This window comes from Flavobacterium aquicola, assembly GCF_003385115.1.
Classification (GTDB): Bacteria; Bacteroidota; Bacteroidia; order Flavobacteriales; family Flavobacteriaceae; genus Flavobacterium; species Flavobacterium aquicola.
The window spans coordinates 45721-67114 of the sequence record NZ_QUNI01000015.1 but is presented as its reverse complement, the minus strand read 5'-3'; the positions used below and the strand labels follow the sequence as shown (position 1 = coordinate 67114).

At 36.3% G+C, this 21394-nt stretch carries 14 protein-coding genes; 4 read left to right on the top strand and 10 right to left on the bottom strand.

The features are described from left to right. Positions 1–3: 3 nt before the first annotated feature. The 3 genes from C8P67_RS19345 to C8P67_RS19335 form a co-directional block, all read right to left on the bottom strand. A complete protein-coding gene (locus tag C8P67_RS19345) occupies positions 4–483 on the bottom strand; it encodes a gliding motility lipoprotein GldH (RefSeq protein ID WP_115814831.1) in 480 nt (159 codons plus the stop codon). Then, a complete protein-coding gene (locus C8P67_RS19340; protein WP_115814830.1) occupies positions 467–1858 on the bottom strand; it encodes a PSP1 domain-containing protein in 1392 nt (463 codons plus the stop codon). The genes C8P67_RS19345 and C8P67_RS19340 overlap by 17 nt, the downstream gene beginning before the upstream one ends. A gap of 196 nt (positions 1859–2054) precedes the next feature. Further along, the gene (locus tag C8P67_RS19335; RefSeq protein WP_211319937.1) at positions 2055–4301 is read right to left on the bottom strand and encodes a tetratricopeptide repeat protein; all 2247 of its coding nucleotides are present in this window, start codon (positions 4299–4301) and stop codon (positions 2055–2057) included. 415 nt (positions 4302–4716) lie between these two features. Between C8P67_RS19335 and C8P67_RS19330 the strand changes: the two genes are divergently transcribed. Next, on the top strand, positions 4717–7056 hold the full coding sequence (locus C8P67_RS19330; protein ID WP_115814829.1) for an arylsulfatase: 2340 nt from the start codon (positions 4717–4719) through the stop codon (positions 7054–7056). An 86-nt stretch (positions 7057–7142) separates the two neighbouring features. Here C8P67_RS19330 and C8P67_RS19325 read toward each other — a convergent pair whose 3' ends face one another. The 7 genes from C8P67_RS19325 to C8P67_RS19295 all read right to left on the bottom strand — a co-directional run bounded on the left by C8P67_RS19325 (position 7143) and on the right by C8P67_RS19295 (position 15110). Continuing rightward, positions 7143–7373, bottom strand: coding sequence for a ferredoxin (locus C8P67_RS19325; RefSeq protein ID WP_115814828.1), 231 nt, complete (start codon positions 7371–7373; stop codon positions 7143–7145). Next, entirely contained in the window at positions 7373–8614 is a 1242-nt protein-coding gene (locus tag C8P67_RS19320; RefSeq protein WP_115814827.1) for a peptidase U32 family protein, read from the bottom strand. The genes C8P67_RS19325 and C8P67_RS19320 overlap by 1 nt, the downstream gene beginning before the upstream one ends. Positions 8615–8620: 6 nt before the next feature. Further along, the gene (gene trhO / locus C8P67_RS19315; protein WP_115814826.1) at positions 8621–9979 is read right to left on the bottom strand and encodes an oxygen-dependent tRNA uridine(34) hydroxylase TrhO; all 1359 of its coding nucleotides are present in this window, start codon (positions 9977–9979) and stop codon (positions 8621–8623) included. A 348-nt stretch (positions 9980–10327) separates the two neighbouring features. Further along, positions 10328–10969 carry an NAD(P)-dependent oxidoreductase gene (locus tag C8P67_RS19310; protein ID WP_115814825.1) on the bottom strand — a complete coding sequence of 214 codons (642 nt, stop codon included), beginning with the start codon at positions 10967–10969 and terminating at the stop codon, positions 10328–10330. A 299-nt stretch (positions 10970–11268) separates the two neighbouring features. Next, positions 11269–12414: a DUF6438 domain-containing protein gene (locus tag C8P67_RS19305; RefSeq protein ID WP_115814824.1), complete on the bottom strand. Its 1146-nt coding sequence runs from the start codon at positions 12412–12414 to the stop codon at positions 11269–11271. 26 nt (positions 12415–12440) lie between these two features. Then, on the bottom strand, positions 12441–14108 hold the full coding sequence (locus C8P67_RS19300) for a SulP family inorganic anion transporter (RefSeq protein WP_115814823.1): 1668 nt from the start codon (positions 14106–14108) through the stop codon (positions 12441–12443). A gap of 30 nt (positions 14109–14138) precedes the next feature. Beyond that, positions 14139–15110 (bottom strand): polyphosphate kinase 2 family protein, encoded by a 972-nt coding sequence (locus tag C8P67_RS19295; protein ID WP_115814822.1) that lies wholly within the window; start codon positions 15108–15110, stop codon positions 14139–14141. 438 nt (positions 15111–15548) lie between these two features. Between C8P67_RS19295 and C8P67_RS19290 the strand changes: the two genes are divergently transcribed. The 3 genes from C8P67_RS19290 to C8P67_RS19280 are packed head-to-tail and all read left to right on the top strand — an operon-like array spanning position 15549 to position 21263. After that, a complete protein-coding gene (locus tag C8P67_RS19290; protein ID WP_115814821.1) occupies positions 15549–16697 on the top strand; it encodes an efflux RND transporter periplasmic adaptor subunit in 1149 nt (382 codons plus the stop codon). A 35-nt stretch (positions 16698–16732) separates the two neighbouring features. Further along, positions 16733–19906: an efflux RND transporter permease subunit gene (locus tag C8P67_RS19285; RefSeq protein ID WP_115814820.1), complete on the top strand. Its 3174-nt coding sequence runs from the start codon at positions 16733–16735 to the stop codon at positions 19904–19906. Beyond that, positions 19896–21263, top strand: a complete 1368-nt coding sequence (locus C8P67_RS19280; protein WP_245980519.1) for an efflux transporter outer membrane subunit — start codon at positions 19896–19898, stop codon at positions 21261–21263. The genes C8P67_RS19285 and C8P67_RS19280 overlap by 11 nt, the downstream gene beginning before the upstream one ends. Positions 21264–21394: the final 131 nt, after the last annotated feature.

The following is a 21394-nucleotide window of genomic DNA, read 5'->3' as shown; positions in this document are numbered from 1 at the left end:
GTTCTATTCTTTATTTTCTATTCTAAAACCAACTTCGGTAATTCCTTCTAAAAAAGCTACTCCGGGCACTTTTCCGTTTTCTCGCACCGCTTGTTTAATATGTACTTTGTAGTTTCCTCTAAAGCGGACATTTTCTTTGTAAATGAGTTTACTTTCTTTAATATCTGTAAAACCATCTCCTAACAATGTTCCGTCGGGTGCAGCCATCTGGTATTCCAAAGTGTCTACTTTAGTATAGCCATTTGGACTTTCCATTGATACAATTAGAAACAAATTACTGTATTTATAATTATTATTGTCCCTCAAATTAACAAATAAATTGTATCTCTTTGTCGAATCCAAAACAGGCAGGTCAAAAGTAACTATACTGTCTTTGTTCCAAGCGCTTCCCACAGATTTGTATTCATCAAAAACTCTTTTTTTATCACACGAAAAAAGGAGTACTGCTGCAAAAAACAGTAAAAGACTATTCTTTATTCTCATTTTTTTTAATAATTATTGGTTTTCTAGGCGCTTCTGGTTTATTCTCTGCTGAAGGCGGGCGATTGTTATTATTTTTATTGCGGTTTTTGTTTTTATTGCGGTTTTTGCTGGCGTTATTCGAATTCGGGTTTTCTTTTACCGGAAGTTCTTTGTTAGCGTTATTTGCATTTGGAGTGTTTGGAGCCGAATTTCTTTGAATAGCCGGCTGTCTGTTTGGATTGTTTGGTACAATAGCTTTTTCGCCGGCAGGTCTAGGTTTTTTGGCTGGCTTTTTCTTTCTTTTTGGCTGATCAAAACGGGTTAAGCTTTCCTGCCCCATAGCATTATTGAAATTTTGTTCAGGCTCTGCAATAACTTCTATAGCATAGTCTTCTAACGAAGAAACTTTATTTTTCAGTTTGTTCTCAGCAATAATTTCTTTTACCTGATCAATTTTCAGAATATGCCAATTTGCAAAATTATTAGTGTATGCAAACCACATTAATCCTTTAAAAATATCTTGTTTTTGACAAATAGCATCTCCTTTTTCGGTAACCAATTTGGTTTCAAACTCGGGAAAATCCTTTAAGGCATCCATATAAGTGTCCAGTTCGTAATTCAAGCAGCACTTCAATTTTCCGCATTGACCGGCTAGTTTTTGCGGATTTAGAGACAATTGCTGGTAACGTGCAGCCGACGTGTTTACACTTCTAAAATCAGTCAGCCAAGTAGAACAGCATAATTCACGTCCACAAGAACCGATTCCGCCTAAACGAGCGGCTTCCTGACGAAAACCTACTTGTTTCATCTCAACTCTTGTACTGAATTCCTTCGCAAAATCTTTGATTAAAAGCCTAAAATCGACCCTATCATTGGCTGTATAATAGAAAGTAGCTTTTGATCCATCTCCTTGAAATTCAATATCAGAAATTTTCATTTCCAATTTTTGGGCAATGGCCAATTCACGAGCACGTACCTTCATGGGCTCCTCTTTGTTTCGGGCTGCTGTCCAAATATCGATATCTTTTTGAGAAGCTTTTCTATAAACTTTTGGAACTTCATTACTGGAAGGATTTACCCCTTTTTTCTTCATTTGAATTTTTACCAATTCTCCTGTAAGAGTTACAATTCCTATGTCGTGGCCTGGAGAAGCAACAGTTGCTACAATGTCACCTATGCTCAATGTTAAATTCTCAGTATTGCGGTAAAATTCTTTTCTCCCATTTTTAAAACGGACTTCGACACAGTCAAAAGGAGCTTCTCCATTAGGCAAACTCATGTTCGAAAGCCAGTCAAATACCGTTAATTTATTGCAGCTGTCGGTGCCGCAAGTTCCATTATTTTTACAACCCTTTGGTGCGCCACCATCTGAAGTTGAACAACTTGTACATGCCATAATTATATATGTAGTATTGCGATTAACGCAATTTAAGTTCTTAAAACGTTTAATGGGTAAAGATAGTATTTTTTTGGTTTATGTTACAAGGGCTGTATTCTTCAAAAAATCATAAAATTATACTAAAGGAAATCCCATAATTTGTATTTTAATTAAAAAAGGGATTTCATATTGATTTTTTAAGAAAGCATAAATTTTATTGAGAGATACCCACGTTTTTAAATATTTCCTGATATTGAGGATTGTTTGGATCCAATAGTTTCAATTGCTGTGCAGCTTTCTGTGCGTTAATAATATTGTTAGTCTGTATGTAGAGGAATGTCAGCGCATAATAGAGTTCGGATGCCGATGGATTTATATTGATTCCTTTGTTTAAAACAGTTTCGGCCTGCCCGAATTTTTTGTTTTGAATTAAAAGTAAACTGTAATTATAATAAATTCTTGGATTTTGAGATTTCAAAGCTATTGCTTTTGCAAATGATTTTTCTGCTTCGGGTATATTATTCATTTCATTGTAAAGCAGTGCCATGCTGTAATAAATCTGTTCGTTTTTAGAATCGTTTTTGAGTGCATTTTGCAATGTTTGAAGAGCAGCGTCATTTTTGCCCTGCAGGTTATAAACTTTAGACAGGTTTAAATGCGCATAATTCATCAGATTGTCTTTTTTCAATCCTTTTTTGTAATATTTTTCGGCATTGGAGTAATCCTGCAATTTTAAATAGTAGTCGGCAAACATTATGTTTCCAACAGAAAAATCGGTTTGGTACTGTAAATAATTTTTTAGCTCTTTGTGGGCTGAATTAAAAGCTTCCTTGTACTGATCTGGTATTTGATTCGGTGAAATAGTAATATATAAATCAGTTGCTGCTATTCGTACGGCTCTCACCTTGTCGGAAAGCAAAGGTCCCACTGCCTGAATCCAGTCCGCTGTCTGAAAATTAGCTAGACTATGCAGGGATCTGTATCTTACCTGCGCATCTTTACTGTGAAGGCAATGCAGTAAAGTGTTTAAACTGGTCACTGTTTGAATGTTCCCAAGATAAAAAGCAGCAGTTGCCTTGATTATGTTTGGAGTCTGTTTATCCTCAATCAGTTTTTTGAGATGGACTTCACTTTCAGCATTTAATAAGCTTCCTGGTATAAGATCATCTGCAAAATGGTATTTCCTTTTTGGCCCATACCATTTAACGATTGCTTCCGCTAGATACTTGTTTGATTTGTCTTGATGACAGTTATTGCAGGCATTTGGAGTTCCGTAAGTTACAGATAAGTCAGGTCTTGGCACTCTAAAACTGTGGTCGTGTCTTAAATCATTACCCATATAAATTTTTCCAGGCATGTGGCAGCTTACACATAGTGAAGACTGGCTTCCCACGGGATGAAACGTATGGGCGGATACATTGTATTTTTGCGGATTATGACATTGCAGACAGGTTTGATTGTCAATTTTTTTTAGTTTGGTGGAATGCGGATTATGACAATGACTGCATTTTACTCCTTTGCTAAACATTTTGCTTTGCAGAAAAGAGGTGTAGATATAATCTTCATCATTAATTTGGCCATCAGCAAAAAAATATTCGTTATCTGGAATTTGTGGAATATAATTGTCCATAATTTCATTGCTGCGAATATGATTATTACTAATTTCCGATGCTCGGGCATGACAAGGAGCACAAGTATTTATTTGTTCAAGCTGTTTTCCGTTTTTAATCAATTTTAAGAAACTTCCCTTTGTTTTATTACCGTCTTTATAATCTTCACTACGAATGTAATCGTTGTGTTGTTTTCCCGCTCCATGACAGCTCTCACAGCTTACATTCATAATACTATAACTAGTTTTGTAAGTGTCTGTCTTGTCATTGTAATTTTTCTGAAGATTGGTCGAGTGGCAGGAAGCACACATTGTATTCCAGTTTTGGGAGTTTCCAGTCCAATGCAGCCAATCGTGTGAAGATACAATCTGTTTTGAATATTGGTTAAACCATTTTTTTTGTTTACTGTCCCAGCTCACCCTTGGAACCTGCAATCTCCCGCCAGGAAATTCAACTAGATATTGCTGCAAAGGAGTAAAACCGAAAGTATATTTTACTTCGTAATCATGATTTTTGCCATCCTCACCCTCTGTATTTATAAAATATTTATTTCCTTTTTTAAAGAATCTGCTGGTAACTCCATCGGCGGTATGAGTGATGTTGTCAAAATTTCCCTTTACTGTTTTTTCCGACGGCGGTAACATGGACATAAAATGATGGGATTTTGTCCATTCCTTGTGCTCGCCTTTATGGCATTCTTTGCAGGACTGGTCGCCTGCATAGGTTTTGTTATCATTAGATATTACGCTGTATTTTTCTTCTTTGGAAGAACAGCCGTCTACTATAAAAAATCTGAATGCAGCGAATGAAAGAAGAATAAAAATAACAAGGAAAATGTACTTACGCTGCATAAAAGGATGTTGTTTACTAAATTCAAATAGTAGCAAAATTCAAAAAAATTATTCTAAAGATTGATGGTGTTAAGTTAAGAACAGTATTTTGATTTTTGATAATTAAAGATAGTTTTTTTAGATCGTACCAGAAGATATAAAAGCAGCAAGGAATCAATGAATTATGGCAAATTAAAAATGTGATGGTATATAAAGAAGTCATTTGCTGCTGTAGTAAAGCAAGTTTCAAGAGACTTTGCGTTTTTAATATTGCAAATATTTTAATCAATTAACATATTCGTACTATTTTAATTTATTGATAATGGTGCAATTACAGTCTTTTTGTATATTTTTTTATAAATTTATATTTAATTTATTTACAAGTTGAATTATAATCGTTCTTAAAATGCACTTAATATTAATTTAATTGAAAACCATGCGAAAATTGAAAATCCCTCCAATTCTATTATTAACTAGTTTTAGCATACTGTCAATGACAGTAACCGCGCAGGACCAGCTCGATAGAAATTCACTCCCAATCAAACAGCCTGAACGTGAAACCTACAAAGAATTGGATGCCAGAAATGCAAAAGCTCCAGCACGCTGGGAAGTTACTGCCCCGAAAGGCTCTCCCAATGTTGTTGTCGTTTTAATTGACGATATGGGTTTTGGAGCTTCAAGCCGTTTTGGAGGACCTATTAATATGCCTGTTCTGGATAAGTTAGGTACTGAGGGAATTAGTTATAACCGTTTTCATACTACATCACTTTGTTCTCCTACACGTGTTGCATTATTAACGGGTTACAATCATCATAGTAATAATGCAGGATCTATTATGGAAACTGCTACTGCTTTTCCTGGTAATAACGGTATCAGACCACAATCTATAACACCAATGGCTGAAGTGCTGAGACAAAACGGCTACAGTACAGCAGCTTTTGGGAAGTATCATGAAACTCCGCCGTGGGAAATTTCGGTTTCAGGTTCATTAGATCGCTGGCCAACTCATTCTGGGTTTGATAAATTTTATGGTTTTATTGGCGGAGAGACTAATCAATGGGCGCCGCTTGTTTACGACGGAACAACTCAAGTAGAACTTCCTAAAGATCCCAATTATCATTTCACAACCGACATGACCAATCAGGCTATCAGCTGGGTACGTTTTCAAAAAGCACTAACTCCGGATAAGCCTTTTATGATTTATTTTGCTACAGGTGCAACACATGCACCGCACCATGCGCCAAAGGAATACATCGATAAGTATAAAGGTAAATTCGATCAGGGATGGGATAAGCTTAGACAGGAAACATTGGAGCGTCAAAAACGATTAGGACTTGTACCTCAGAATGCACAATTGGGACCTAAACCAACTGATATAAAAGATTGGGGAAAACTTTCTGCAGATGAGAAAAAATTATTTGCCCGTCAGATGGAAACGTATGCAGGTTTTGGAGAACATACAGATCATGAAATAGGCCGTCTTTATGATGCAATTGATGATCTTGGGGTAATGGACAACACCGTGTTTATTTATGTGGCAGGGGATAACGGAGCCAGTGCCGAAGGAACTATGAATGGTTTATTTAATGAAATGACTTATTTTAATCAGGTTCCTGAAACGGTTGAGGATCAGTTGAAACACATTGACGAATGGGGAGGGCCAAATACTTATCCACACTTTGCTGCGGGATGGGCTGTGGCAATGGATGCCCCTTTTTCATATACTAAACAGGTAGCTTCCGATTTTGGGGGAACCCGTAATGGCATGGTAATTAGATGGCCGGCTGGCATTAAGGCAAAAGGAGAAGTACGTACACAGTTTGCACATGTTATCGATATTGCACCAACAATATTTGAAGCTTGTAAAATTCCTGCACCAAAAATGGTAAATGGAATCCAGCAGGATCCTATTGAAGGAACAAGTATGCTATATAGTTTTGATGATGCTAAAGCAAAAGAACGCCACACAACCCAATACTTCGAAATGTTTGGTAACAGAGCTATTTACAGTAATGGCTGGTATGCAAGAACGATTCACAGACCGGCTTGGAAGCAAAAACCAACAGCTACATTACTAGAGGATACTTGGGATTTGTATGACTCAAATGCGGATTTTACATTAAGCAAAAATTTAGCGACACAAAATCCTGCAAAACTAAAAGAACTTCAGGCTCTATTTATGGCTGAGGCAGAAAAATATCACGTACTTCCAATTGATGATCGCTTATTTGAAAGAACTGATGCCAAGTCAGTTGGGCGTCCAGACCTGATGGGAGAAAGAACTAAGGTTACCTACGGTGAAGGAATGAAGGGAATGGGAATTGATGTTTTTATAAATACACGAAATACATCCTATACTATAACAAGTGAGGTAGAAGTTAAAGAAAATGCAAATGGTGTAATCGTTTGCCAGGGCGGAAAATTTGGCGGTTTTTCTTTTTATCTAAAAGATGGCAGACCTGTATTTACCTATAATTACCTTGGTCTGAAGTCCTTTAATGTTTCATCAAGCCAAGCTTTGGCACCTGGAAAACATACTATTGTATATGATTTTAAATATGATGGCGGCGGTTTAGGAAAAGGCGGTGCTGCAACTATTACAGTTGATGGAAACAAAACAGCAGAAGGCAGATTAGATAAAACCCAGCCAGGAATATTCTCTGTAGATGATCTTGCCGATATAGGAACTGACGATGGAACATCGGTTGCCGATTATGGCGTATCTGCTCATTTTAATGGTAAACTTGGAAAAGTTACTATTGAAACAAAGAAATAAAAGGAGGAAACAGGTTACTCAGTGAGCTCTTTAAATCATAAAACCCTTTCAGAAATTTTTTTGAAAGGGTTTATTTTAATATAATTCTAAGTCTCTTTCACTGAAATAATTTTCACAGGACAAGACTTTGCAGCTAGTTCGCAACTTTCAGCTATGGTGTGATCAGGCGATTTCAAAGTAAAAAAACCTTTGGCGTTTACGCTTTTAATCAGCACCGATTTTCCGTCTTTTTTGGACATTTGAAATTGAACCGGTGCCATTTCCACACAATAGTTGCACCCAATGCATTTGTCTCTTTGCAGTGTTACAATAACCATTAGGCTTCGACTATTTTGTATAATTTGTCGGACATACGGATTCTGAAAGGAAGTTTCAAAGTACAGTCGTCTCCTTTGGTGGCTTTGTCTGCTGTAGTATCGTTCACAAACATTTCTTCGATAACCATTTCCTGAGCTCCAGTACTTGGTCCAGTTACCAATATTTTATCACCGACTTTAATGTCGTAAGCTTCAATTTTGAATTGACCAATTTCGGCTTTTGGAAAAAAATGAGTTCCTTTCCCCACATACACTTTCTTTTGTGTCGCGACAGATCCGGAAACATCGCTCCATTCGCCCAATTCCTGTCCGAGATAATAACCCGACCAAAAACCACGGTTGTAAACGGTGTTCAATGCTTCCATCCAAACAGTAATTTTTTCTTTGGTAAAAGTACCTTCATAATAGCTGTCAATCGCTTCACGGTAGGTTTTAATTACGGTAGCCACATATTCAGGAGCTCGGCCTCTGCCTTCAATCTTCAAAACTTGAATACCCGAATCCATAACCTGATCCAGAAAATCCAGCGTACATAAATCTTTTGGAGACATCATGTATTCGTTATCCAACTCGATTTCGAAACCGGTTTCCTGATCAATAACGGTGTATTTTTTACGGCAATTTTGTTTGCACGCACCTCGGTTTGCCGATGAGTTATGCGAATGCAGACTCAAATAGCATTTTCCTGAAACAGCCATACACAAAGCGCCGTGACCAAAGATTTCTATTTCTACTAATTTACCGTTTGGCCCTTTGATTTGTTCCTTCTCGATTTGTTCCGTGATTTTTTTTACTTGGCGCAAACTCAATTCACGACTCAAAACCATCGTATCGGCAAAAAGACTGTAGAATCTAATGGTTTCGATGTTAGTAATATTCAACTGGGTCGAAATATGGACTTCCATTCCTATTCCCCTCGCCATGGCAATTACAGCTTGGTCGGAGGCAATTACTGCTGTGATATTGGCTTCTTTGGCTTTGTTCAATAAGGTTTTTACAACCGATAAATCATGATCGTAAATAATAGTATTCAGCGTCAAATAACTTCTGACGTTTTTGGCTTCGCAACGGCGTGCGATTTCCGGCAAATCATCCATTGTGAAATTTACCGTGGCACGCGCGCGCATATTCAATTGCTCTACTCCGAAATAAACAGAATCAGCACCATTGTCCAATCCAGCCTGAAGCGACTCAAAGTTCCCAGCGGGAGCCATAAGTTCTATTTTGTTTGTTGTTGCCATGATAAACTATTCTAAAATTTTATATATTTTATCTGACAATCTAATTCTAAAAGGAACTTCAAAAGTAACTTTATCTCCAATCTTTGCAATAGCAATTTCAGCACCATCAACGATCATTTTATCCAAAACCAATTCCTGATTACCAGTAGTTGGCCCTGAAATTAAAATTTTATCTCCGCAATTTACTTCGTGATTCTCAACCGTAAATTGCCCAACTTGTGCTTTCACATAATAATGTTCCGCTTTTCCAAGAAGTACTTTCTTAACTTTTATTTTTTGACGAATATCGCTTGGTTTGTCGCTAGTTGCCAAAGAAGTATTTGGCAGTTCGCCTGAATGTTTGAATTTCAAATTTTCAGATTTTCCTTTTCTGAAGACTTTGTTTCCAACTTGTTGTCCGGTTCTCAATCGCACCTGATCTACCAAAGGCATGTGGATTATATCAAGACATTCAGTAGAGCAGCAGTTTTCCATTGCACTTTTGCATTCATCACATTGGATAAACAACAAATGGCATCCGTCATTTTCACAATTAGTATGATTGTCGCAAGGTTTTCCGCATTGGTGGCATTGCGAAATAATATCATCGGTAATTCTTTCGCCAAGACGGTTGTCAAATACAAAGTTTTTACCAATGAATTTGCTTTCCAAACCTTCGGCCTCAAGTTGTTTGGCGTAATTAATAATCCCGCCTTCCAGTTGAAAAACATTTTTAAAACCTTGGTGTTTGAAATAAGCACTTGCTTTTTCGCAACGAATACCTCCGGTACAATACATCACTAGGTTTTTATCTTCTTTATGGTTTTGAAGCTGTTCGTTGATAATTGGCAAACTCTCTCTGAAAGTTTCCACATCGGGAGTAATTGCGCCTTTAAAATGCCCCACTTCGCTTTCGTAGTGATTTCTAAAATCCACCACTATGGTGTTGGGATCGTCAAGTATTTCATTGAATTCTTTGGCTTTCAGGTGAACGCCAATATTGGTAACATCAAAAGTATCGTCGTTCAAACCATCGGCCACAATTTTATGGCGCACTTTGATTGTCAATTTCAAAAATGAATGATCATCGTGCTCCACCGCTTCATTCAAACGAATGCCTTTCATAAAATCATAAACTTCCAGAGTTGCCCTAAAAGCCTCCAGATTTTCGGCAGGAATACTCATTTGAGCATTTATACCTTCGTTGGCAACATAAATTCGGCCCAAAGCATCGAGTGCGTTCCAGGCTACAAATAAATCGTCGCGAAATTGTTTAGGATCTTGAATTTTGGCATACGCATAGAAAGACAACGTAAGTCGTTGTTTACCGGCATCATCAATTAGGATGGCTCTTTCTTCTGCGCTTAAGGTGTTGTACAGTTGCATGCTATAAACAGTTTAAGTTTAGAAAATATGTGTCGATTTCGTAATAATAAGTTCGAAATCGGGCGCAAAATTAGTGAACTTTTGCGATTTTCAAATGCGATTTAGCGGAATATTATAATTTATCAGCTTTTAAAAGCGAATAATATTAATTTTTAGGAGCAAGAACATTGTGCATTTTCAGGAAGATTCCTCCCGCTATCCGTTACAATCTTGCGGGCTGAACTCCAGCCCACAAGGATTTCCACTACTATCGGGGCTAAAATTCAACAATCTGCTTTTTTAGAAAAAACATAACCATTTTAAAGAACAAAGGGCAAGTCCGGAAAAAGACTTGCCCTTAATTTTATATTAGCTATTCGCTATAAATGGAGATTTCCTGACAAACGGATCATCCGAAAGCTGCTCAATTAGAAAGTTTGCCAAATTGATTGCACTTATTTTTTCGCCTGGACAATCCTGCAAATTAATGCTGATTTGATTAGTTTCATCAGTTTGTTCAATCATTGGAAGACGGACTAACGTCCAATCAACCTCACTTTTAACCAACATTTCATATTCAGATTGTTTATCAGCGGTTGAAACAGGAAAATTTTTCTTCATCCATTCCGTTCCAAATGCTGTTTTCTCGCTTTTGTTATCAAAAGGTGTATCCACATTTAACCCTGTTATCACAATGTAACGCTGGATTTTGAATTCATTCATGGCTTTTAGAACATTAATAGTAGACTGACTGAAAATGGTAGGTTCGTTCGCAGGAATTCCTAATCCCAAAGTACTAATTACCGCCTCACAGCCTTCGACCAAATTATAAATGTCATCATAATTGACTACATTCCCTTCAATGATTTCGACCTTATTGTTGTTGATTTGAAAATTATCCGGATTTCTAAGAAGTAATTTTATTTGAAAACCCTGATTTATTAATTGTTGTACAAGGTATTTTCCTGATTTTCCGGTACCGCCAATAACGGCTATTTTTATTTTTTTCATCTTTATTCTTTATAAAATTGATTGTATAATTATTGGATTCGTGTGTATCGCAATGATATACCGAACAAACAAAAGTCAAGCGACTAGTGTCAAAATCAAATATTTTATAAAGAGATTCTAATGATGCAAAAGTATTGCTTTTAGCCGAAGTATTCAAATGAATAGCAGATTCTTGACTAGTTAGCAGGAAGATTCCTCTCATTTTTCATTACAATCTTATAAAACCAAATCCGGCTTATAAGATTTTCGTTTCAATCGGGGCTAGACAACATTTTTCTTTTTTTCAATTATTTCAAATTTTAAAAGTCGTATTCATTTTTTTTTCTTATCCTTTTTAACAGATTATTTTTGTCTAAAAAATTATATCCCAAATCTAAAATAATGAACTTTCCTTTTTCAATCTCAAATTTAAAATATTGTCCATCAGTTTTCATTTTCTTTTCGGTCTCATTTTCCCAATAATGGATTATGTATTTTGATTTAAAATCTTTTTTAACTTCTCTACAACTTAGCAATAAGATTTTCAGATAAAAACATTCAGATTTAGTTAGTTCAATCAATTGATTTCCATCGATGAAATTGCAATACCCAAAATCCATATATACCTTTGAATTGTTTATTTGTTCTAATTTAATTTGTTGATCAAGAAATAGTGTTGGCAATACAGCCCACTTTAATTCTGTAGGCGATTCGTTTCCGTAATCAGTTATAGTTTTTAATATTTGGTCATTCTTGACAAATGTTACAGTGATTGTCATATCATCAGTATGACTTGCAATATATTCATCTTTAAGATTCATGTAATTTGCTTTTTTAAAGTCATTTTCAATTTTTAAAAAATCTTTTGTGCTAATTTTTGATTTAAAAAAACCTTTTTTGTCAACATACATTTTACCGTAATAAAATATTTCACCCGATTTGGAAATAATAATATCTCTTACAGGGCAAAATCCGTAACAACCTGAAGTCGAGATAATTATTTTATCAAAAGATTTAATGTTATCAGTTTTGTATTTTTTCCTGATAAATTTATCTTTTGATTTGTCTTTATATTCTAAAATTAATGTGTCTTTAGTGAGTTTTAAGATTTTAGCATTAAACCATTTTTTGTCAATAAGATTATAGGTCTTTAAACTGTCGTTTTCAATTTTGTATTTTGTTGTCGTTCCTAAAAATTTAGTTTTAGTTCTTCCATCTTTATCTTTTCTGCTTCTGTCAAAATAGCCAAGTTTATTTTCAACGATTCCTTTTTTGGCAAATGAATAGCCTAGGACTGTATTACGATTTAATTTAGGGGGAAGTTTTATACCATTTTCATTTCTTTGTGTTTGTACTTTTTCAAGGACTTCTATCCAATCTCCAAGTATTAATTCATCATATTTATTTGATTTTGAATTGCAAGAAATTAAAGTTATTATCAAAAGAAAAAGTGTGGTTACTTTCATTTTTACGAATTTATTGTGTTGAATATTTATTTTTGAATTGCACTCACCACCAAATCATCTACAGAAACACCTCTGCTGATGTGTCCCAAAAGCTCTTCGAGCCCTTCAGCGCGCAAAGTGTCTCGAACCTCGGAGCGGGCTTCGGCAACTTTTAGAGAAATATTCTTTGATTTTAAATCAATAAATAATTGTTTTAGGAATCGCGCTCCGGCAATATCAATGCGTGGAGAGGAATTGAGGTCTAGTATTACTGCTTTGACTAAATCGGATTCGCTGTTAATTTTTTCCCATATCTGCTCTTTGATGTATTCGGTATTGAAATAAAATATGGAAGATTCTATTCTGACAATTAATACTCCTTGAATGATTTCGTTATCGGCATGACGTTTCATGTCTGTATAGCGTTTGGTGTGTGGTATTCTGCCTAAAAATGCGACATTTGGAGTTGAGGTTGCTTTTATCAGCAATATCAAAGTGATTATGGCAGCCAATAAAACTCCAGTAAGTATTCCCCAAATGAGAACGCCAACAAGTGCAATCATTGCTATATAAAATTCCTGCTTGTTTATTTTATAGAGGTGTTTGATTTCATCCAAGTCAAAAAGCCCTCGAATTGCCACTAATACTATAGAAGCCAGAATCACAGTTGGCAGATTTTGAAGAAATCCAGTTAAGAACAATAAACAAAAGGCAATCGCAGCTGATGCAAATACTAAGGATATTGTTGTTTTTGCTCCTGCACTGTCATTTACGGCAGATTGCGATAATCCGCCAGCTACTGGGTAGCCTTGTCCAAAAGCTACAGCGGCATTAGCTACTCCTAGTGCCAGTAATTCTTGGCGGGAATCAATGGTGTATCCATTTTTTTGTGCCAATGTTCTAGCTGCCGAGACACTTTCGATATAAGACAGTAGAAAGCAAGCCAATGCGAGTGGCAGTACACCATCTACATCCTTCATTCGCAATGTTGGCAAATGAAATTCTGGCAACCCTGTTGGAATTACCCCAACAGTTGAAAAGCCATGATCTGTTAAAGATGTTGTTGAGATGAGTATAATGGAAGCAATTACAACCAAAATGGCAATTGGTTTTCCGGGAAGTATTTTTTCGCCGGCAATTAAAATGATAATCGCAGTAACCCCAAAAAGAAAAACAGTGACATTAGTGTCTGTAATTTGCTGAAAAAGAGTAATAATACGATCCAGAAAGTTTTCGCCACCGCCTTTTATACCAAAGAGTTTGGGCAATTGCGTCAGTCCAATGGTTATGGCAGCTCCCGCCTTGAAACCAACCAAAACTGTTTCGCTGATAAAATTGATAATACCGCTCAATCGCAGGAAATAGGCAGCGATGGCTAAGACCGAAAACAGTAAGGCGGTTAGCGAGGCAATATCTGCCCAGCGCTGTACATCGCCGTTTGCCATAATGGCTATCGTAGTTCCAATCAATAATGAAATTGCCGATGTAGGACCAATTGCCAATTGCTTACTGCTTCCCAATAAAGCGTAAAAGATACCGCCAATAAGATAACCGTAAATTCCGTATTGCGGAGGCAGTCCTGCAAGAGTAGCATAAGCCATCGATACAGGAATTCCATAAGCTGCGAGCGTAATTCCAGCTATGAAGTCGCTTTTTAAGTCTTTTATTTTGTATTCCTTAATCCAGTTTATGACTGGAAATAGTCTAGAAATCATAATTTAAATTATTCACTATGAGCTAAAAAATTAGTCTTCCTCATTTAGCAAAGCTTGCTTGACAGCTTGTAATTCATCTATTTTTGCCTGACTTACTTTTGGATATTCCAAATCAAGTTCTTCCAATGCCGTGATAATTGCCGATGCAACAGCGATACGGGCATAGGATTTGTTGTCGGCTGGAATTACATACCAAGGCGATTTTTTGGTTGAGGTGTTTTTTATTAATTCTTCATAAGCGTGCATATAATCATTCCAGTAACCGCGCTCTTTGGCATCAGCGGCACTAAATTTCCAGTTTTTGTCGGGGTTGTCTACACGTTCGATGAAACGTTCTTTCTGTTCTTTCTTAGAAACATTAAGGAAAAATTTAATTACGATAGTTCCATTTCTATTCAAGTATTTTTCAAAGTTGCGAATATCTTCAAACCGATCTTCCCAAATGTCTTTGGTAAACAGCTTTTCTGGAAGTTTTTGGCTTTTTAAAATCTGTTCATGTACCCTAACGACCAAAAGTTCTTCATAATAAGAGCGGTTAAAAATACCAATACGGCCACGCTCTGGCAGATGCTTTTGACAGCGCCATAAAAAGTCATGATCTAAATCCTCAGAACTGGGAGCCTTAAAAGAAAAAACCTGACATCCCTGAGGATTCACACCCGACATAACATGTTTAATCGCTCCGTCTTTGCCCGCAGCATCCATCGCCTGAAAAATAAGCAGTACCGACCATTTGTCCTGTGCATATAATATATCCTGAAGTGCAGCCAAAGCTTCAACACCTATTTCTAAAGTTTGCTTTACCAAAGGTTTTCCTTCTTCACCCAGATTGAAACTGGCTTTAGTTTCATAGTCCTTTAGCTTAAATCCCTTTCCATCGCCAACACAATATTGTTTTGAGAATTTTTTGGCTCTCTGAACTAATTCTTTTTTGCTTAAAGTACTTAAATCTATTAGTTTTTCTTCAAAGTCATTTTGTTCTTTTTTATTCGATTTTGACATAATCCCGAAATTTAATGTTAGTGAAAAAGGCTGTTATTTGTCTGTAAAAAAGCAAAGAATCTTTTTTTAGTATCAAAAATTTAATGAATTATTAATGAACTAATTTAGTGAAAAAATGATTACAGGTATTATTTTTAATATTAAATACGATTTGTCCATAGTGTAGATTTAATCTGCGATATTTTTTTGCATGCTTGATAATGGTTTGACGAAGAGTTTTTTAGAATATGTTTCTTTTAAACTATGTCAGTATTTTTCAATAATGACGGTAAAAATTTACAAAAGCATCGATTTTTCAATGTTTCTGCTTAATAGCTAATATAAAAAATATTTTTTTGTAATTATTTAAGAGTAATTCACAGTCTTTTTGTAATTTAGTTTTTAAATTTTAAGGTTTTTACAGTATTTTTGGTTCTATTAATTTTAACAACAATTTTTATGAATGGATTTAAAAAGAATAAGATATTATTTTTTGCTATAGCTTTTTCAACTTTATTTATTTCTTGTAAAAAGGAAGCAGCCCCAGAGGCTAAACCTTTAGAAATTGCAGTGGTAAAAGTGGCACAGCAAGATGTTAAACTTGAGTCTGAATTTACTGGGCAAACTTTTGGTCAATCAGATATTCAGATAAATCCTAGAGTTGACGGTGTTATTGAGAGTCTTAATTTTAGAGAAGGAGAAATAGTTACCAAAGGAACATTATTATATACTATTGATCCACTACCTTATCAAGCCAAATTGAATGAGGCCGAAGGAAAGTTAGCTGAAATAGAAGCAAGAATGGCAAAAACCAAATCAGATTATGATATGATGGTGCCGTTAGCCAAAATGAATGCTGTCAGCCAAAGAGAACTTATTGCAGCCAAATCGGCCTATAACGCTTCTCAAGCTTCGTTAAAAGCAACCAAAGCTAATTTAGAAAACGCACGAATTGAATTAGGTTACTGCAGAATTACAGCCCCAATTTCTGGATTGATTGGAATATCCAAAGTTAGAGTAGGGGATTATGTGAGACCAGGCGCTGTTTCTGTTTTAAATACAATTTCAGATTTAGGTGATGTAAGAGTTCGTTTTACGATGAGTGAGCAGGAGTTTCTTCGTATTTTTAGAGAAATCAGCAAGAAAAATTCCTCTTTGGTTGGAGCTGGAAAATCAGTTTCATTGCTTTTGTCAGATGGTTCTGTTTATCCTGAAACTGGAAAAATCAGTTTTGCCGACAGACAAATAGACCCGACAACTGGTGCGGTGACTTTTGAAGCAGCATTTGCAAATCCAGACAGATTACTTCGTCCCGGTCAATTTGTAAAAGCAAAAGTTGTTACGGATGTCCGCAAAAATTCAATAATTATACCGCAGCGCTCAGTAATTGAAATGCAAGGTGTTTTTCAGGTTTATGTTGTGGATAACAATAATAAAGTAGATATGAAAATTATTCAGGTAGGACCGGCCTATAAAGATTCTTATATCGTTACGGATGGATTAACTGCCAATGATAAGGTCGCTTTTGGAGGCACTTCATTATTAAAAGCAGGAAGTGTTATTACTCCAAAAATAACAGAATGGACTCCTGGTAAAACAGAAAATTAGTCAGGCGCTAAATAATAAATTAGATACATCATTTTATGGGAGAATTTTTTGTTAGAAGACCAATTGTAGCAATGGTGCTTAGTATCATAATTGTGATACTCGGATTGCTTGCATTGCAAAAGACGCCAATATCACAATATCCAGATATCAATCCGCCCGTTGTAAAAATCACAACTAGTTTTACAGGAGCAAATGCCTTAAATGTGGAGCAGGCCGTAGCTACTCCAATTGAGCAGAAGGTAAATGGAGTAGAGCAGATGCTTTACATAAAATCGACAAATACTTCAGATGGAGCTTGTACTATCGAGGTAACTTTTGACGTAGGAACAAATTTGGATAATGCCAATATGCTTACCCAAAACAGGCAGAATCAATCTGCGCCTTTTATGCCTTCAAGTGTAAAACAGCAAGGGGTAGTGGTAAAAAAATCATTGTCATTCCCGATGATGTTATTTACGGTAACATCTACCAATCCAAAATACGATGCTAAATTTTTAAATAATTATGCAAGTATCAATATTGTAGATCAATTAGCCCGTATAAAAGGGGTTGGAGAGGTTTCTCTTTTTGGCGGAAGTGATTATTCTATGCGTATTTGGTTAAAGGCAGATGTAATGAGTAAATTGGGGATTACAGTCGATGATGTAAAAAATGCCCTGAATGCGCAGAATATGATTAGTCCTGGTGGGAAATTTGGCGCTGAGCCTGCTCCAATGGGAACTGATTTTACTTATGGTGTTACATTACAAGATCGTTTGGTGACTGAAAATGAGTTTGCAAAAATTGTTGTAAAAAGTAAATCAGACGGCGCCGAAGTAGTATTAAGCGATATTGCAAGAATCGAATTGGGTACCGAAAACTACAGTTCAACTGCCCGCAGAAATAGCTCGCCAAGTGCCGTAATTGCATTATATCAAATGCCTGGAAGTAATGCACTTGAAGTTTCTGAATTAGCTAAAAAAGCTATGAAAGAAATGTCTGAAAAATTCCCAAAAGACCTCGTTTATCAAGAATCACTGGATACAACACTTGCTATTACGGCAGGAGTTGATGATATCGTACATACCTTATTTGAAGCTGTATTACTGGTTATTCTTGTGGTATTTATTTTTCTTCAAAACTGGCGTGCTACTTTGATTCCATTGATTACGGTACCAGTTTCGTTAATTGGAACGATTGCCGTTTTCCCAATGTTAGGATTCTCTATTAATACTTTGTCATTATTAGGGTTAGTATTGGCGATTGGTATTGTTGTGGATGATGCGATTGTGGTTGTTGAAGCCGTAATACATCATATCGAGCATGGAAAAAATCCAAAGGAAGCAACTATTCAGGCTATGAAAGAAGTGTCGGGGCCAGTAATTGCTATCGCTCTTATCTTGATTGCGGTGTTTGTACCAGTAGCAATGACACCTGGTATTACAGGACGTTTTTACCAGCAGTTTGCAATAACCATTGCCGTCTCGGTAGCTTTCTCAGCATTTAGTGCTTTGTCATTAAGTCCTGCGTTGTGTGCCATGCTTTTAAAACCAACAAAACCAGTTAGTGAACAAACAGGTTGGTTAGCTAAGTTCTTTACTGGTTTCAACCGTATTTTTGAAAAAGTAACCGATAAATATATAACAGGAGCCACTTTTTTTGCTAAAAAAGCAATGCGTATTGTTCTTTTGCTAGCAGTAGTTTTAGTTGCTGTAGTATTTTTAGGGAAAGGAATACCTCCAGGATTTATACCTGAAGAGGATCAAGGGTATGTATTGGTGAACATTGCATTGCCGCCAGCTTCTTCGTTGCAGCGTACAGATGAAATTTCCAAAAAAGTAGATGGCTTTTTGAAAGAAGAGGAATCCATATTGTCTTATACCACAATTAATGGATTTAGTATGCTTACCAACTCATATCAGCCTAATAATGCTTTCATTTTTATCTCCTTAAAACCTTGGGAAGAAAGAACAGAAACGGCGAAACAGTTTGTTGATAGACTGAACAAAAAACTGGCAACTCAAATTACTACTGCTACGGCATTTTCTTTTGGGCCTCCAGCGATTCAAGGTCTTGGAGCCTCTGCAGGTTTTAGTTTGATGCTGCAGGACAGAGGAGGAAATTCGGCACAATACTTAGCACAGCAAACACAGGCCTTTATTGCTGCTGCACAAAAACGTCCCGAAATTAAAAGGATTTATACAACTTTCAACGCAGGCACGCCGCAGATTAAGTTAGATATCGATAATGAAAAAGCGATGAAATTGGGAGTTCCAGTTTCTAAGGTTACTGAAGTATTGGGAGCATTTTTGGGAGGAAGTTATGTAAATGACTTTAACCGTTTTGGGCGTCAGTATAAAGTATACCTGCAAGGTGAGGCTGTGGATCGATTAAAACCTGAAAATTTAAATAATATTTATGTAAGGAATAACAATGGTGATATGCTGCCTGTTTCAACTTTAGTTACAGCAACTAAAGTTACAGGACCGGATTTTACTAACCGTCTTAATTTATTTAGATCTGCCGAGATAGGAGGTAGTCCAAATGATGGTTACAGTAGTGCACAGGCATTGGAAGCATTAGAACAGGTTGCCAAAGAAACTCTGCCAGCAGATATGAGTTACGATTATATCAACTTATCCTATCAGGAAAAACATTCACCTGGCGGCGGTACGGTATTCCTTATGGCTTTAATTTTCGTATTTTTAATTCTTGCCGCACAGTATGAAAGCTGGAAATTACCATTCAGTGTATTGCTGGGCGCACCTTTTGCAGTGTTTGGCGCATTTTTAGGGTTGTTCTTGGCAAGATTTGGTAATGATGCTTATGTGAATAACGTATTCGCACAAATCGGACTGGTATTGCTGATTGGACTTGTCGCCAAGAATGCTATTTTGATTGTAGAATTTGCCAAAGAAGAATACGAAAAAGGAAAACCTTTATACGAATCAGCTATGGTGGCAGCCAAACTTCGTTTTCGCCCAATATTAATGACTGCTTTTGCCTTTATACTTGGGGTTGTTCCTTTGCTTACAGCTACTGGAGCTGGCTCTCAAGCACGTATAGTTATGGGAATGGCGGTATTCAGCGGAATGCTGATTGCTACAGTTCTTGGAGTGTTAATAGTACCTGGTTTATTTGTGATGATTGAAAATATCGGAAAAAAGAAAAACGAGGTTGTAGCAGTTGAAAATAATATGGATTCAAATACTACGGAACATGATGAATAAATTAAAAATAGTAATTATTATTCTTGCTCTTGCATTACTCCCGACAGGCTGTTTGGTTGGACCTAAATATGCAAAACCTGAAGGTCAGAATACGGCTAATTTTCAAAACAGTGCTGCAAATGCCGATACTTTAGCTTCTGTAGTTAATATTAAATGGTTTGATCTCTTTAATGATGATGTTCTGAAAGACTTAATTCATAAAGGGCTTGAAAACAATTATGACCTGAGAATTGCTATGGCTCGTATAGAAAGAACCAGAGCAGAACTTGGATATACCAAAGCAGATTTACTGCCAGCTATTGGTTATAATGGAACTGTAAACAGTAACAAAAAGACTTTTGTACCTTCAAATGCATCTGCTAATCTTTCATGGGAATTGGATTTTTGGGGTAAAATCCGCCATCAAAACCGAGCTGCTCAAGATGAATTAATTGCCAGTGAAGAAGGACGCAAGGTGATCCTTTCTAATTTAGTTAGTGATATTGCGGTTTCCTATTTCCAGCTTCGTGATCTTGACAACAGACTGTTAATTTCTCAAAACACTTTTGAATCCAGAAAAAAAGCCTTTGAGATTATTAATCAAAGGTTTATGGCAGGATATGTTTCAGAAGTGGATAAGCTTCAGATTGAACAGCAGGTAGCAATTGCTGAAGCGACAATTCCAGCTATTCAGCGACAAATTACACAGACTGAAAATGTTATTTCGATTTTGCTTGGTCAAAACCCGGGTCCAATTGCTCGTGGCAAAACCAATATGGAACTTGAAATATCCAATGAATTGCCAGCGTCAATTCCGTCTATTTTACTGCGCAACAGACCCGACGTAAATCAGGCTGAGAGATTGTATATGGCCGCCAATGAAAGAATTGGTGTGGCACAAGCTATGCGTTTTCCATCATTTAATATTGCTGCTTTGGCAGGATTTGCCAATTCTGATTTGAATCATCTGTTCGATGGGTCTTCCTATCTGCAAAATGCAAGTGCTTCTGTTACTGGTCCTATTTTTAACTTTGGGAAAAATAGACGCAGAGTAGAGATTTATCGTCAAATTGCTGAGGAATCAAAGTTAAATTATCAAAAAACATGTATAGTTGCTGTTGCTGAGGTAGAGCAGTCATTGCAGAATGTGAGAACTTATAAAGAAGAATTAGCAGCTAGAAATAAACAGGTAGTTGCAGCTAGAAAAAATTTAGAATTATCACAAGCCCGATATTATAATGGTTATGTTTCTTTCTTGGAAGTTCTTGACATTGAACGTTCTTTATTTGACGCCGAATTAAGTCTTTCTGAATTGACGCAAAACCAATTGAGTTCCACTATTCAATTATACAGAGCTTTAGGTGGGGGATGGAATTAGTAAATATTCTAATGCATAAAAATAAAAAACCACGCAATCTGCGTGGTTTTCTATTTTTATGCATTAGTCAGAATTTAAATTTTGGTCAATTTAGTCTGCTCTAAATTTGAAAATGTAAATATTATAAAATT